The 14,482-nt window shown below is 63.8% G+C and carries 12 protein-coding genes; 10 read left to right on the forward strand and 2 right to left on the reverse strand.

The features are described from left to right. Nucleotides 1–4: 4 nt before the first annotated feature. Nucleotides 5–1,174 (forward strand): efflux RND transporter periplasmic adaptor subunit, encoded by a 1,170-nt coding sequence (locus tag JG739_RS26485; RefSeq protein ID WP_202364085.1) that lies wholly within the window; start codon nt 5–7, stop codon nt 1,172–1,174. A 207-nt stretch (nt 1,175–1,381) separates the two neighbouring features. After that, complete coding sequence (locus JG739_RS26490; protein WP_202364086.1) at nt 1,382–2,488, forward strand: mandelate racemase/muconate lactonizing enzyme family protein; 1,107 nt, start codon at nt 1,382–1,384, stop codon at nt 2,486–2,488. A gap of 292 nt (nt 2,489–2,780) precedes the next feature. Here the strand turns inward: JG739_RS26490 and JG739_RS26495 are convergent, their stop codons facing one another. Further along, complete coding sequence (locus JG739_RS26495) at nt 2,781–3,077, reverse strand: hypothetical protein (protein WP_202364087.1); 297 nt, start codon at nt 3,075–3,077, stop codon at nt 2,781–2,783. On the opposite strand from JG739_RS26495, the gene JG739_RS26500 reads away from it, so the two are divergent. Next, nucleotides 3,076–4,398 carry an NAD(P)H-dependent oxidoreductase gene (locus JG739_RS26500; protein ID WP_202364088.1) on the forward strand — a complete coding sequence of 441 codons (1,323 nt, stop codon included), beginning with the start codon at nt 3,076–3,078 and terminating at the stop codon, nt 4,396–4,398. The genes JG739_RS26495 and JG739_RS26500 overlap by 2 nt on opposite strands. Nucleotides 4,399–4,417: 19 nt before the next feature. Then, on the forward strand, nt 4,418–5,926 hold the full coding sequence (locus JG739_RS36445) for a xylulokinase (protein ID WP_202364089.1): 1,509 nt from the start codon (nt 4,418–4,420) through the stop codon (nt 5,924–5,926). Between the two features lie 228 nt (nt 5,927–6,154). Here JG739_RS36445 and JG739_RS26510 read toward each other — a convergent pair whose 3' ends face one another. Beyond that, on the reverse strand, nt 6,155–7,117 hold the full coding sequence (locus JG739_RS26510; RefSeq protein WP_202364090.1) for a sugar-binding transcriptional regulator: 963 nt from the start codon (nt 7,115–7,117) through the stop codon (nt 6,155–6,157). Between the two features lie 432 nt (nt 7,118–7,549). Here JG739_RS26510 and JG739_RS26515 point away from each other — a divergent pair, with 432 nt between their 5' ends. The 6 genes from JG739_RS26515 to JG739_RS26540 all read left to right on the forward strand — a co-directional run bounded on the left by JG739_RS26515 (nt 7,550) and on the right by JG739_RS26540 (nt 14,369). Then, the gene (locus JG739_RS26515; RefSeq protein WP_202364091.1) at nt 7,550–8,560 is read left to right on the forward strand and encodes an ABC transporter permease; all 1,011 of its coding nucleotides are present in this window, start codon (nt 7,550–7,552) and stop codon (nt 8,558–8,560) included. Nucleotides 8,561–8,707: 147 nt separating this feature from the next. Then, nucleotides 8,708–9,646, forward strand: coding sequence for a sugar ABC transporter substrate-binding protein (locus JG739_RS26520; RefSeq protein ID WP_202364092.1), 939 nt, complete (start codon nt 8,708–8,710; stop codon nt 9,644–9,646). A 33-nt stretch (nt 9,647–9,679) separates the two neighbouring features. Continuing rightward, nucleotides 9,680–11,188 (forward strand): sugar ABC transporter ATP-binding protein, encoded by a 1,509-nt coding sequence (locus JG739_RS26525; protein ID WP_202364093.1) that lies wholly within the window; start codon nt 9,680–9,682, stop codon nt 11,186–11,188. Nucleotides 11,189–11,323: 135 nt separating this feature from the next. Beyond that, nucleotides 11,324–12,088, forward strand: a complete 765-nt coding sequence (locus JG739_RS26530) for an SDR family oxidoreductase (RefSeq protein WP_202364094.1) — start codon at nt 11,324–11,326, stop codon at nt 12,086–12,088. Nucleotides 12,089–12,096: 8 nt separating this feature from the next. Next, entirely contained in the window at nt 12,097–12,882 is a 786-nt protein-coding gene (locus JG739_RS26535) for an SDR family oxidoreductase (RefSeq protein WP_202364095.1), read from the forward strand. A gap of 512 nt (nt 12,883–13,394) precedes the next feature. Then, nucleotides 13,395–14,369 (forward strand): ABC transporter substrate-binding protein, encoded by a 975-nt coding sequence (locus JG739_RS26540; protein ID WP_202364096.1) that lies wholly within the window; start codon nt 13,395–13,397, stop codon nt 14,367–14,369. Nucleotides 14,370–14,482: the final 113 nt, after the last annotated feature.

Genomic DNA, 14,482 nt, shown 5'->3' on the forward strand with positions numbered 1-14,482 from the left:
GATCATGCGTAAATGGAAAATTGCGTTGGGGGCGGCTGTTGCCGTGGGGGCGATATCGATGGTGAGCGTCCACTTGCTCGACATGGGTGATTTCGGCCTCAACGCCGGCACGGCAGGGGCGGCAACGCCTGAGCCCACGGCGCCCGAGCCCGCGGCATTTGTCATGCCGGTGCCGGTGGTGAGCGTCGTCAAGAAGACGATCCCGATCTATCTCGACTATGCCGCCCGCACCGAGCCGATCCGCAGCATCACGCTGCAATCGCGCGTGCCGGGTTATCTGCAGGAGCAGGTCGCGCCCGACGGCAGCGATGTCGAGAAGGGCGACCTTCTCTACAAGATCGCTCCAGAGGATTTCCAGGCTGCCCTCGAGCAGGCGAAGGCCCAGGTTCAGCGCGACGAAGCAACGCTCGATTATGCGCGTTCCAGCCTTGGTCGCGGCACCGAGCTGGCCAAGAGCGGCTACATCGCCAAGGATGTCTTCGACCAGCGCACCAGCAGCTTGCGCGAGGCCCAGGCCTCACTCGCGGTGAACCAGGCGGCGGTGCGGACCGCCGAGCTCAATCTGAGCTATTCGGAAATCAAGGCGCCGTTCGCCGGGCGCGTCGGCCGCAACCAGGCCTCGGTCGGAACGCTGGTCAGCGTCGCCGGCACGGTGCTCAACACGCTGGTGCAGCTCGACCCGATCTATGTCACCTTCAATCCGAGTGAAACGGATCTGGCGCAGATCGAGGAAGCCCGCGCGGCGGGGCCTATCGACGTCGACGTCCTGCTTCCCGGCGATACGGAACCGCGCCAGAGAGGTCAGCTCAGCTTCATCGACAACACGGTCGACCGTTCGACCGGCACCATCACGGCACGGGCGACGATCGGCAACGCCAAGTTCACTCTGCTGCCGGGCCAATATATTCGTGTGAGACTGCACATCAAGCAGCAGCCCGATGCACTGATGGTGCCGCAGACGGCGTTGGGATCGAGCCAGCTCGGCAAGTATCTCTACGTCGTCGGCAAGGACAATACCGTCGACCAGCGCATTGTTTCGCTGGGGCCGACCAACGGCGACCTGGTGGCGATCTCGAGCGGCGTAGCGGAAGGCGACCAGGTAATAACAGGCAATCTGCAGAAGATCGGCCCGGGAATGCCTGTCTCGCCGCTGCCACAGAAACCGGCCACCTGATACCCCCCATCAGGCCCGGTCCAGCGGCGCTCCCGGCTATGCCGAGGGCGCCGTTTTGCTGAGTGGTTCGGCCGGGTCGGCGACATTGCCCGCAATCCGGAAGTCGAAAAGGTCTTGCTGGAATTTCGACAAGCTGCTTGTCTTGCTTCGGTTGCTTCTGGGGGCCAATTGCGATGCCTTCATTGGGGACAGCAGAGGACAGAAAAATTGCGGATCAAAACCATCAAGGCCTACCATGTCGTGCAGCCCTTCGTGGACGGTCCCTACCGCATGTCCAAGGGGCGTGTCGCCGACGCGTTCGACGCGGTGATCGTCGCCATCACCTCCGACAGCGGGCTGACCGGCTGGGGCGAGATGGCGCCGCTCGGCAATTTCTACGCGCCGGCATTCGCGGCTGGCACTCGCGCCGGCGTCATCGAAATTGCGCCGCATCTGCTCGGCCACGACCCTCGCGCCTTGGCCAGTATCGGCAGGCTGATGGACACGGTGTTCAAGGGTCATCCCTACATCAAGTCGGCGCTCGACATGGCCTGCTCGGATCTCGCGGCACGCGCCGCCGGCATACCGCTGGTGACGCTGCTCGGCGGGCGCGAGAGCGAGGCGGCGGAACTCTACAAGGTCGTCACCCATGGCACGGTCGACGCGATGGCCGCACTGGCCAAGCGCATTGTCAAGGACGGGTTTCACCGGCTGCAGGTCAAGGTCGGCGGCAATGTCCATGACGACATCGAGCGCGTCACCGCGGTCGCCGCTTCGGTGCCGAAGGGCACCGTCATCTTCTGCGACGCCAATGCCGGCTGGACGCCTTATCAGGCGCGCCAGTTCGCTGACGCGACGCGTGCCATCGACTACACGTTCGAGCAGCCCTGCACCACGATCGACGAATGCATGTCGGTGCGACGCTCGCTCGACAAGCCGATGGTGCTCGACGAATCCGTCACCTCGCTGGACGACATGCTCAACATCCACCGCAAGGGGGCGGCCGACGGGCTGACGCTGAAAATCTCGCGGCTCGGCGGCGTGACCAGGACGCGCCAGATCCGCGACCTTGCCGTCGACCTGGGCTTCATGATCACCGTCGAGGACACCGGCGGCGCCGAGATCGACACATCGGCCATGGCGCATCTGTCGCTGTCGACGCCTGAGGAGCGCCGACTGCACGCCATTGCCTTCCACGAATGGGTGACGGTGCGCACCGCATCGAACAAGCCGCCGGTTTCGGGAAGCCGCATGGGCATTCCCGACAGGCCGGGCCTCGGCATCGACGTCGTTCCCGACCTGCTTGGCGCGCCCTTCTTCGAGGTCGGCAGCTGATAAACTGGCGTGCACCGAGCATGCCGGCCGGCGCTCTCTGTTGCGCGGCTTCGTCGTTAGCGATCGGCGCATCGGCAGCTGAGCGGCTACGAAACAGTTTTTCGCAGCACTGGCTCATTGGCGAGAAGCGAGATCACAGTCGCCGCCTGCATCCCTGGAGATTGCGGCCTTCTTCTGCGCTGCCCAGCTAGTAGCTTTTCAGCCGGCAATCTCCAACATTCGCGATTAGCCGTAAGCCCCTGCACTTCGTCATCCTAGGGCAAGCAAGGAGCGAAGCGACGCGGCGCAGACCCTAGGATGACGAATTGGAGGATTGGTTCGGCCAATCACAAAGTTGCGAATTGCCATCACGATTCGCGGCGGACAGAAACCACCGGCGGTCGCTGCCGATCGGCCCCGAGCTGTCAAAATCACTGTGCAGAGCCACTAACCGGTGCGCGGCCAAGCCAGGTGCGCACAAATCGGAATCGCGCAATTTGGCCAGGGCGCTGCCGAATTGCCGGGTTGAAATATTTTTCATTTGGAAATAGGAATGTTCAAAATGATGGCTTCGACGCTGCGACGCGTCAGGAACTGGAGGAAGCGACATGGCCCATCCGCAATTTGCAGCGGAACTTTTGCAGCGCGCTGAACAGCAGGGACCGATCACCATCGGGCTTGCCGGCGCCGGGCAGATGGGCACCGACATCGTCGTGCAGGTCGCGCTGATGCCGGGCATGCGGATCGGCGCAATTTCCGAGGTCAGGCCGCAGGCGGCGATCGATGCGGCGCTGCTGGCCGGCCACGACCGCTCCGACATCGTGCAGGCCGGCAATGCGGCGGCGATCGACCGCGCCATCGAGGCCGGCAAGATCGCGGTGACCGAAGATTTGCATGCGCTGGCGTCCGCCGGCCGCATCGACGTCATCATCGACGCGACAGGCAATCCCAACATCGGCACGCTGTTCGCGCTCGAAGTAATGAAGAACGGCAAGCATATAGTCATGCTCAACGTCGAGGCCGACATCACCATCGGCCGCTTCCTCAAGGAGGAGGCGCGCAAGGCCGGCGTCGTCTATACCGGTGCGGCCGGCGACGAGCCGGCCTGCACGCTGGAGATCATCGGCTTTGCCAGGAGCCTCGGCTTCAACATCATCGCCGCCGGCAAGGGCAAGAACAATCCGCTAAAGATCGACGCCATGCCGGCCGACTACGAGAGGGAGGCGGCCGAGCGCAACATGAATGCGCGCATGCTGGTCGAGTTCGTCGACGGCTCGAAGACGGCGATCGAGATGGTGGCGATCGCCAACGCCACCGGCCTGGTGCCCGACGTGCCGGGCATGCACGGCCCGACCGCGACGCTGGAGGAACTCGCCGGCGTGCTTTGCCCGCGCGAAGATGGCGGCGTACTGCACCGCAAGGGCGTCGTCGACTATTCGATCGGCAAGGGCGTGGCGCCCGGCGTGTTCTGCATCATCGAGACGCGGCATCCGCGCGTGCTGGAGCGCATGATCGACCTCAAGGTCGGCAAGGGCCCGTATTTCACGATCTTCCGCCCCTATCATCTGACCAGCCTGGAAGTGCCGCTGTCGGCGGCGCGCGCCGTGGTCTACAACCGCGCCGACATGGAGCCGCTCGACCATCCGGTCGCCGAAGCGGTGGCCGTTGCCAAGAGTGAGCTTGCCCCTGGCCAGTCGCTCGGCATGATCGGCGAGAACGACTATCGCGGCTTCGCCATGACCTGGGAGGACGCGCGCGCCCGCGGCGCCCTGCCGCTCGGCCTCGCCGAACGCGCCAAGGTGGTAAAACCGGTCAAGACAGGCGATTTCCTCACCTATGAAAATTGTGTACCCGACGATTCGATGGTGATAACCCAGATCCGCCGTCGTCTCGACCAGTCGGACGGACGGTTCGTCACCAACGCCGCCTGATCCGCTGGATTCCTGTCTGATGGACGATGTCGTAATCGGGATCGACGCCTCGACCACGGCCGTGAAAGCGATTGCCTTCACGCGCGACGGCAAAGAGCTGTCCCAGGCGCGCGAAGCCTATCCGCTTTCAAATCCCAGGCCCGGCCATTTCGAACAGGATGCCGAACATTGGTGGACCGCGCTGCTCGGCGCCTTGAAGCAGGTTGTTGAGGCGGTTGGCGCCGCCCGGGTGGCGGCGATCGCCATCGCCCACCAGCGCGAGACCTTCACGCTGATCGATCGCGCCGGCAAGCCGCTTATTCCAGCGATCCTGTGGCTGGACGAGCGTGCGCGTCCGCAAGTCGCCAGGCTTTCGGCGGAGCTCGGCCGCGAGACGATCCGCGACTGGAGCGGCAAGCCGCCGGACCCGACGCCCGCGCTCTATGCTGTTCGCTGGCTTGCCGAACACCAATCGCAAGCGCTTGATGAGGCAGCCGCACTCGTCGATGTGCACGGCTTCTTCGTCCACCGGCTGACCGGGCGTCTGGTCACCAGCACGGCAAGTGCGGATCCGCTCGGGCTGCTCGACATCAGGAATGGCACGCCCATGCCGAGGCCCATCGCCTGGCCGTCGCCGGCGCCGGCGACAACAGGCGTGCCGGCCTTCAACCCGGTCAGCCCGGCCACGCTCTCACCAAGTCCGCCGCAGATCGCGCCTGGCGCGACCAGTTGCGGCAACTGGTCCGGCCGCAGCCCCGCGGCCCCGACGAGCTCAGGGTGCGTCTATGGCGAAGGCAAAAGCTATCTTTCGCTCGGTTCGGGCGTCGTCAGCGGCTGTTACTCCCATGGGTTGACGACGTCGGATGCATTTCGAACTCTGGTCTCGCCGACCGGTTCGGGTTTCATGCTGGAAACCGTGCTGCGCTCGGGCATGCAACTGGTCGACTGGATCGTTCGCACCACCGGCTCGCCGTCGGCGGCAGTCCTGGAGAAAGCAGCGGCCGACATTGCCGCCGGCAGCGAGGGCCTGCTTGTCATGCCCTATTGGGCCGGTGTCATGAGCCCCTATTGGGACGGCGCGGCGCGCGGCGTCATTGTCGGCCTGTCGCTCGACCATGAGCCGAAGCACCTTTTTCGAGCGGTTCTGGAAGGCATCGCCTTCGAGCAGGCCATCGCCAGCGAGGCAATGGAAACCAAAGCGGCGGAAACTCAGGCTGGCGGCAAACCGGCGGCGATGATAGCAGCCGGCGGCGGCACCAACTGCGCCCTGCTGATGCGGATCATGGCAAGCGTGCTCGAGCGGCCGCTCTCCGTCTCGCCAGTCAACGAAGCCGCAGCGCTCGGCGCCGCCATGCTGGCGGCTTCAGCGATAGGATGGTTTGCTTCGCCCGATATGGCGGCCGAGGCGATGGCCGCGCCGCCGACCAGGCATGTCGACCTCGTCGACGGACTGGTCCCCGCTTACCGTGCGCGCAAGGCAATCTACCGCGACCTGTATCAGGCGACGCGCGACACCCATGTGCGGCTTGGTGAAGTCGGGCAAGTTTAGAGATTTGACAGGTCGGAGACCTTTCGGACGTGAGATGTCGGCGGGACAGCACCCCCCTCTGGCCTGCCGGCCATCTCCCCCTCAAGGGGGGAGATTGGACTTCATCCCGGCTTTCGCCAACCACCAATGTCGCAAGAATAAGCGGAGCGCCGAAGCTGCCAATCTCCCCCCTTGAGGGGGAGATGTCCGGCAGGACAGAGGGGGGTCCTCGGCATAAGGGTTCAAGCCCTAGCGGTTGAGCAGGCCCTTGGCGGCATCCTCGTCGGTGATCAGAACCGATATCCTGGTGTTGGCAAGCGCCGCCCGCATGATGGCGATTTTTTCCTGCCCTCCCGAGACCAGGACGATGGCCGGGATGTCCGACAGGTCCTGCAGCGGATAGGCGCAGACCCGGCGGTTGACCTCATGGTCGACGAGCCGGCCCTCGGCGTCGATGAAATGGCATAAAATATCGCCAACTGCGCCGGCCGCCTGCAACTCTTCGAGTTCGCTGGGCTTGATGAAGCCGTAATTGGCGATCGGGCTGTCGTTGGAAAACGATCCGACGCTGAGCACGGCGATGTTTGCCCGGCGTGCGCGGAAGACGACGTCCTGAACGCTGCGCTGGCTCATGAAGGCTTCGCGCTGCTCCGGCCTGTCGGCATAGACCGGCACCGGCAGCAAAAAACACTCGGCGCCGATCTTTTCGGCGAATTCCCAGGCGCTTTCGGTCGGGTTGAGCGGCTGGGCGTGGGTAAGGCCGCCGAGCATGGAAACCACCGTCGTCCTGGCGATCGGCCGCCGCGGCAATTCGTTGATGGCGAATTTCAGCGTCCGCCCCCAGCCCAGTGCGATGACATCGCCGGCATTCACATTGTCGGCCAGATAGGCGCCCGCGGCATGGCCGATCATCAGCGGCGCGTTGCTTCGGTCGGCGGCCGACGGCACCACAACGGCCTGGCTGAGCCCAAAACGCTGCTTCAGCGCCTCTTCCAGCACCAGGCATTCGACGACGCTGTCACGGATGCGGAACTGGACGACGCCCTCTTCACGCGCGGCGGACAGGATGCGATGCACCTTGATGCGGCCGATGCCGAGGATCTCCGAAATCCTCTCCTGCGTCAGACCCTCGACATAATAGTGCCACGCAGCACGCGCCTTCAGCTCGGCATCCGGAAAGCGCGAGGCCTTGTCATTCTCTGTCATCGCCATCTTTTTGCCCTCCCGCGGTCGTCCGAATCCTTAGTCGCCATTCAAATGGCGTTATCCGACCAGGCGACGCGAAATCGGTCTGCGTGCCCAGGATTCGAGATTCAGGACACCGACAGGATACCTCTACAACGTGAATGAAAGCCAAAATGGTCAACATTTACTTCATCTTGGCCGTCCCGCCCTGCTCAAGCAGCCGACATGAATTCGCAGGATGAGAGCGGACCTGAAACGCGGCATTTCATGCTCTTTCGTAAGGCAAACTGGCTTGCGGCGCAAACCGGCGTGGAATGATACGGCGGGCCTTGACAATTTTCCGACGAACAGTTTAGCTGAACAAAATTGCATATCAAAGATAAATTGTTCACAGGGAGGTGCCTGGTGAGCAAGAGTGAGCCGACGACGCATCGCCGGATCGCTGATGGAGGAGACAAAATGGCTGTGAGCAACGGTGCTAGCGAGTTGAAGGCCGGCCCAAATGCCCAGGCCGCGGCGGGCGCGAAGCTTTCGGCCCTGTTCGCCGGAACCATGGGACCGCTGATCGGGCTGGTGTTGCTGTGCCTGGCGCTGTCGCTGACCACCGACACGTTTCTCACCGTCCGCAACATCCTCAACGTGCTCGACCAGGTCACTGTGCTCGGCATCATGGCGATCGGCATGACGCTGGTCATCCTGATCGGCGGCATCGATCTGTCCGTCGGCTCGGTGCTGGCGCTCGCCGCCATGGTGATGGGCTTCGTCGCCCATCCCGACCACCTCAATCTCGGCATGCCTGCCGGCGTGATCACAGCACTTGTCGTTGCCGGACTTTGCGGGCTGGTTTCAGGCCTGCTCGTGACCGTCACCAAGCTGCCGCCCTTCATCGCCACGCTGGCCATGATGTCGGTGGCCCGCGGTTTCGCCAACATGATCACCGACGGCTCGCAGATCATCGGCTTTCCCGACTGGTTCACCAGCCTGTCGATCATCCGTCATTTCGGTTTCCTGTCGGTCACCGTCGGCTTGATGATCGTGCTGGCCATTATCTTTGCGATCTTTCTGAACTATCGCGCGACCGGTCGCAGCCTCTACGCGATCGGCGGCAGCGCCGAGGTCGCCAGGCTGTCCGGCATACCGGTCGGCTCGCTGACCAACTGGGTCTATGCGGTCTGCGGCGTGCTGGCCGGGCTCGCCGGCATCGTGCTTGCGGCACGGCTCGATTCCGTCCAGCCGAGCTCCGGCTTCGGCTACGAGCTGGACACCATCGCGGCGGTGGTGATCGGCGGCGCCAGCCTATCGGGCGGCGTCGGCTCGATCGGCGGCACCGCCATCGGCGTGCTCATCATCGGCGTGCTGCGCAACGGGCTGAACCTGCTCGGCGTGTCGCCCTTCATCCAGCAGGTGGTGATCGGCGTGGTGATCGCGCTGGCGGTGGCCACGGATACATGGCGGCGCAGAGCCCAATGAAAACTGGGCTCAATGAAGAATGGGGCGCAATGAGATTCACTCGGGTGTCCGGGCGAAAACGGATCGGTGATCCGAAACTGGGAGTTGTTCGGCCAAGGGCGCCGTGATGCGCCGGCGGGACAGATTGAACATCAACGGAGGAAACACATGCTGACCAAACGTTCATTGCTACTTGCTGCCGCGGCCGTCATTCCGCTGCTCGGACTGTCCGAGATGGCGTCGGCCAAGGAGGCCAAGAAGCTTGGTCTCGCCGTCGCCAACCTGCAGGCCGATTTCTTCAACCAGATCAAGCAGTCCGTCGAGGCCTATGGCAAGGAAAAGGGCCTCGAGATCGTCACCGTCGACGCCAAGGGCGATTCGGCGACCCAGGTCAGCCAGGTGCAGGACCTGATCACGCAGAACATCGATGCGCTGATCTACATCCCGGCCGGCGCCACTGCCGCCACCGTGCCGACCAAGACGGCCAAGGCTGCCGGTATCCCGGTCGTCAATGTCGACCGCAACGCCGAGGGCGCCCCTGGCGACACCTTCATCGCCACCAACAGCGTGGCGTCGGCCAAGGCGGTTTGCGACCACATCGCCAAGCAGGCTGGCGGCAAGGGCGAGATGATCATCATTCATGGCCAGAAAGGGACGACGCCCGAGGTCGACCGGTCGAAGGGCTGCGGCGAAGCGCTGAGCGCCTATCCCGACATCAAGGTGGTCGGCGAGTTGTGGAGCGAAGGCTGGCACCAGGACGAGGGCTTCAAGCTGACGCAGGACCTGCTGCAGTCGCATCCCGAGGTGTCGATCGTCTTCGGCCAGGCCGATGCGCTGGCGCTCGGTGCTGCGCAGGCGGTCAAGGTCGCCAATCCCGGCCACAAGGTCTGGATCGCTGGTTTCGACGGCGACGTGGCGGCGCTCAAGGCACTGAAAGGCGGCGTCTTCGACGTGACCGCGACGCAGCAGACACAGGGCATGGGCCGGCTTGCCGTCGATGCGGCGATCAAGCTGGTGGCCGGCGAAACCGTTCCGGCAGAACAGCTGCAGGACGCGACGCTGACCACCAAGGACAATGTCGATCAGTTCATCGCCAAGCATCCCTGATCCCCAGGAGACCGGCAGTTGACGAGCGGAACGATGTCCCTGGATCCCAGCCATACGAAGACCCCTCATCCGGGGCTCTTCGTCAGCGGCCTCTGCAAGAGCTACGGCCCGGTGCAGGTCCTGGCCGATGCCAGCTTCGAGGTGCGGCCGGGCGAGGTCGTGGCGCTGCTTGGCGAAAATGGCGCCGGCAAGTCCACCGTTTCGAACATCATCGCCGGGTCGACCAAGCCGGATGCCGGCAGCATCACATGGCGGGGGAAGCCGTATTCCCCCGCCTCTCCCGCCGCGGCCATCGACGCCGGCGTCGGCATGATCCACCAGGAACTGAAGCTGCTGCCGGACCTGTCAGTCGCCGAGAACGTCTATGTCGGGCGCCTGCCGATGCGCGGCGGCCGCATCGACCGCGCGGCCATGAATGCGCGGGCATCGGCCCAACTGAAGCGGCTCGGCCTCGATGTCTCGCCGGAACGCAAGGTGCGCACGCTGCGCATCGCCGCCCAGCAGCAGGTCGAGATCGCCAAGGCGCTGACGCTCAATGCCGAGCTTCTGATCTTCGACGAGCCGACAGCGGCACTTGGCAGCGAGGAAACGGAGCTGTTGTTCAAGCAGATCCGCAAGCTCAAGGCGGAAGGCATGTCCTTCATCTATATCAGCCACCGGCTGGACGAGGTCGCCGAGATCGCCGACCGTGTCGTGGTGATGCGCGACGGGCGCATTGTCGCCCGCCACGAGCGCGCCGACGTCCCGGTGCGCGCGATCGTCGAGCAGATGGTCGGCCGCAGCGTCGAGCGGATGTTCCCGCCGCTGTCGGAGCCGGGCAGCGAGGCGTTGCTCGAGGTCGAGAACCTGTCCTCGCCGGAACGCAGTTTTCAGAATGTCAGCTTCTCGGTAAGGACCGGCGAAATCCTTGGCATCGCCGGGCTGATCGGTGCCGGCCGCACCGAGCTGGTGCGGGCGATCGCCGGCGCCGATCCGATTTCCTCGGGGTCGGTGCGGGTCGCCGGCGACCCGGTGCATCTCACTGGCCCGGCGGCGGCGATCAAGGCCGGCGTCGTGCTGGTGCCGGAAGACCGCAAGGCGCAAGGCGTGGTGCTCGACCAGACCATCGGCGAGAATCTGGCGATCGGCAATTTCGACCATGTCGCGCCGAATGGCTGGGTATTTCCGAAGGCGGTACAGAAATTCGCCCAGGCCGGCATAAGCCGGCTCGGGGTCAAGGGCCGACCTAACCAGGCGATCAGCAAGCTTTCCGGCGGCAATCAGCAGAAGGTGATCATCGCCAAATGGATTTCACGGCCGCCCAAGGTGTTTATCCTGGACGAGCCGACGCGCGGCATCGATGTCGGCGCCCGCGCCGCGATCTACGATGTCATCGCCGAACTCGCCCGCTCCGGCATGGCGGTGGTGGTGGTGAGCTCCGACCTCGAGGAAGTGCTCGGCCTGTCGCATCGCGTGCTGGTGCTGAGCCGTGGCCGCCAGCGCGGCATTCTCGACCGCAGTGAAGCGAGCAACGTCGCCGTCATGGAGCTCGCCACAAGCTGAGGGCGGCATAAAGGATCGGAATAGAGCGCAGCAGGTGATATCCTCCCAGGCACCGGACCGCGCGGGGCGCCAGCCAGGACTGGCGCCCCTTCCTTCCAAGCGCAGCACCGGCGGCTCAACAGGAAAAACATTTCGATGAAACTATTCGATCTTGATGGCGACGTTGCCCTCGTTACCGGCGCCGGCAGCGGCATCGGCCAAGCGATCGCCATCGGCCTGGCCGAGGCCGGCGCCGATATCGCCTGTTTCGGCCATGCCTCGAAAGGCGGGCTGGACGAAACCGCGCACAGGGTCTCGGCGCTTGGTCGCAAGGCACTGGTGCTGACCGGCACGGTGACCTCAGAGGCCGATTTGTCAGTGGCGATCGAGCGCACGGAGAAAGAACTCGGTGCGCTGACCATCGCCGTCAACAATGCCGGCGTCGCTGGAGCCGAGCCGGCCGAGACGCTGTCGCTGGAGAAATGGCAGAAGCTCTACGACGTCAATGTCAGCGGCGTATTCCTGTCCTGCCAGGCCGAAGCGCGCGTAATGCTGACGCGGCGCAAGGGCTCGATCATCAACATCGCCTCGATGTCGGGCTCGATCGTCAACCGCGGCCTGACCCAGGCGCACTATAATTCGTCGAAGGCCGCCGTCATCCACATGTCCAGGAGTCTCGCCATGGAATGGGCCGATCGCGGTCTGCGCGTCAATGTCGTCAGCCCCGGCTACACGCTGACGCCGATGAACAAGCGGCCGGAAGTCGCCGACCAGGTCAGGATCTTCGAGCGCGACACGCCGATGGGGCGGATGGCGGCGCCTGAAGAGATGGTCGGCCCGACCGTGTTCCTGGCCAGCCGCGCTTCGAGTTTCGTCACCGGCATCGACCTGATCGTCGATGGCGGCTTCGTCTGCTGGTAGGAGAGAAAATGCAGAAGCGGTTCGAGGGAAAGACGGCGGTCATCACCGGCGCCAGCGGCGGCATTGGCGCGGCCATGGCCAGGCGCTTCGCGGCGGAGGGTGCTGCGGTCGTCGTCAGCGCCATCGACGCGCGCGTCGACGAGATCGCCGCCGGACTGAAGGCGGAAGGCGCCAGGGTCGCATCGCTGCGCATGGACGTGACCAGGAAAGACGAGGTCGCCGCCCTCTACGATCTGGCCGAACAGCAGTTCGGCCGCGTCGACATCTCCGTGCAGAATGCTGGCGTCATTACCATCGCCAGGATCGAGGCGATGACCGAGGCCGAGTGGGACAAGGTGATGGCGGTCAACACCAAGGGCGTGTTCCTGTGCTGCCAGGAGGCGATCGCGCGCATCCGCAAGCATGGCGATGGCGGCAGGCTGATCAACACCGCATCCGGCCAGGCGCGCCAAGGTTTTATCTACACGCCGCATTATGCCGCCTCGAAATTCGGCGTCGTCGGCATCACCCAGAGCCTTGCCAAGGAAGTGGCCAAGGAGAAGATCACCGTCAACGCAATCTGCCCCGGCATCATCGACACCGACATGTGGGCCTACAACGATGCCGCATGGGGCAGACTGATGGGTGACTACAAGCCGGGCGAGTTGATGGCCGAATGGGTGAAGAACATCCCGATGGGCCGCGCCGGCAGCGGCGAGGATGTTTCGGGCCTGGTCAGCTTCCTGGCCAGCAGCGACGCCGCCTACATCACCGGCCAGACGATCAATGTCGATGGCGGCCTGATCATGTCGTGAGGCGCCTCTTTCCTTCTCCCCTTGTGGGAGAAGGTGGATTGGCGCGCAGCGCCAAGACGGATGAGGGGTGTTGGACGTAGTGCGCCAGTGCCAAGCTGGAGCACCCCTCATCCGACCGAGCTTCGCTCGGCCACCTTCTCCCACAAGGGGAGAAGGAAGAGGCGTCGCCGATGGCATTAGTCGTTGCGCGATATGAATGTTGGTATATATAATTTCATCTCATGAAAATGGCTTCGGCGACTGCCGGCAGCCGACAGCATGGGACCTTGATGGCTCGCAAGCTTGAGGGCGCCGCAAATCTGGCGATCGATGCGCGGATCACTGCTTCGGCAGCACGGCAGCCATGACGCGCTCGCTCTTCATCGGTATCATTCCCGTCTGCGCCTACTTCAGCGCCGACAGCAATTTGCTGCCAATGGACTTGCGCAACGACCAGCTTTTCCAACACAATCAAAAAGACGCAAGAAGGGAACGAACGAAAACTTCCACCAGAGCTTGACAGGAGCACAGGCATGTCACTTCGGAGTTTGATTTCGAGATTATCAATGGGAGCCTTAACACTTGCCGCGGCAAGTGCACTGACGCCTTCGGCCCAAGCGGCGGCGCCAGAATCGAACGACCCTATCAAGATCGCGCTGTTCGACTGGACCAGCGTCAATCTGAACGCAAAGATCCTCGGCGGCATTTTGGAAAAACTGGGATACACGGTCGAGTACCCGACCGCCGACTATCTCTCCAGCCTGACCACCGGCCTCACCAATGGCGATCTCGCTGTCGCCATGGAATTCTGGGACACGACGGCCGGCGAAGCCATGAAGGCCTCGGATGCGACCGGGCAGACCGAACGCCTCGGCGCGCTCGGGCCAAAGGCCAAGGAAGAATGGTGGTATCCCGAATACATGAAGGAGAAATGCCCGGGCCTGCCGAACTGGGAAGCGCTGAAGGACCCGAAATGCGCCGAGGCCTTCTCGACGCCAGAAACAGCGCCGAACGGCCGCTATCTCGGCGGCCCGGTGACATGGGAAGGCTTTGACGACGAGCGTGCCGCGGCGCTGAAGCTGCCCTTCACTGTCATCCATGCCGGCACCGATGCGGCGATGTTCGCCGAGCTGGATTCGGCCTATCAGCGCAAGGCGCCAATCATGCTGTGGGTCTATTCGCCACATTGGGCGCCAGCCAAATACAAGGGCGAATGGGTCGAATTCCCCGACTATACGCCGGAGTGCTACACCGATCCGAAATGGGGCGTGAACCCCGAGGCAAAATATGACTGCGGCAAGCCGCATGGCGAGATCTGGAAATATTCCTGGGCCGGCATGAAGGACAAATGGCCGGTCGCCTACAAGGTCGCGAAGAACTACACAATCGACACCGACGAGCTCAACAAGATGAGCGGCGAGATCGATCTCGAAGGCAAGACGCCGGAAGACGTCGCCGCCGCCTGGATCGCTGCCCACGAAGCCGACTGGAAAGCCTGGGCCGAGTGATCGTTCCAACTGGAAACTGCGAGATCCGGCTGTTGATCAGCCGGGTATCTCTTCCGTTCCAGGAGAAGGTTCGCGCATATGAGGCCCCCTCATCCGGCCGCTTCGCGGCCACC

It is taken from the genome of Mesorhizobium sp. L-2-11, assembly GCF_016756595.1.
GTDB lineage: Bacteria > Pseudomonadota > Alphaproteobacteria > Rhizobiales > Rhizobiaceae > Mesorhizobium.

Coding starts and splice junctions, on each gene's coding strand:
- JG739_RS26485 (WP_202364085.1), top strand. CDS start 5: ATGCGTAAATGGAAAATTGCGTTGGGGGCGGCTGTTGCCGTGGGGGCG.
- JG739_RS26500 (WP_202364088.1), top strand. CDS start 3,076: ATGGCCCATCCGCAATTTGCAGCGGAACTTTTGCAGCGCGCTGAACAG.
- JG739_RS26495 (WP_202364087.1), bottom strand. CDS start 3,077: ATGTCGCTTCCTCCAGTTCCTGACGCGTCGCAGCGTCGAAGCCATCAT.
- JG739_RS36445 (WP_202364089.1), top strand. CDS start 4,418: ATGGACGATGTCGTAATCGGGATCGACGCCTCGACCACGGCCGTGAAA.
- JG739_RS26510 (WP_202364090.1), bottom strand. CDS start 7,117: ATGGCGATGACAGAGAATGACAAGGCCTCGCGCTTTCCGGATGCCGAG.
- JG739_RS26515 (WP_202364091.1), top strand. CDS start 7,550: ATGGCTGTGAGCAACGGTGCTAGCGAGTTGAAGGCCGGCCCAAATGCC.
- JG739_RS26520 (WP_202364092.1), top strand. CDS start 8,708: ATGCTGACCAAACGTTCATTGCTACTTGCTGCCGCGGCCGTCATTCCG.
- JG739_RS26525 (WP_202364093.1), top strand. CDS start 9,680: ATGTCCCTGGATCCCAGCCATACGAAGACCCCTCATCCGGGGCTCTTC.
- JG739_RS26530 (WP_202364094.1), top strand. CDS start 11,324: ATGAAACTATTCGATCTTGATGGCGACGTTGCCCTCGTTACCGGCGCC.
- JG739_RS26535 (WP_202364095.1), top strand. CDS start 12,097: ATGCAGAAGCGGTTCGAGGGAAAGACGGCGGTCATCACCGGCGCCAGC.
- JG739_RS26540 (WP_202364096.1), top strand. CDS start 13,395: ATGTCACTTCGGAGTTTGATTTCGAGATTATCAATGGGAGCCTTAACA.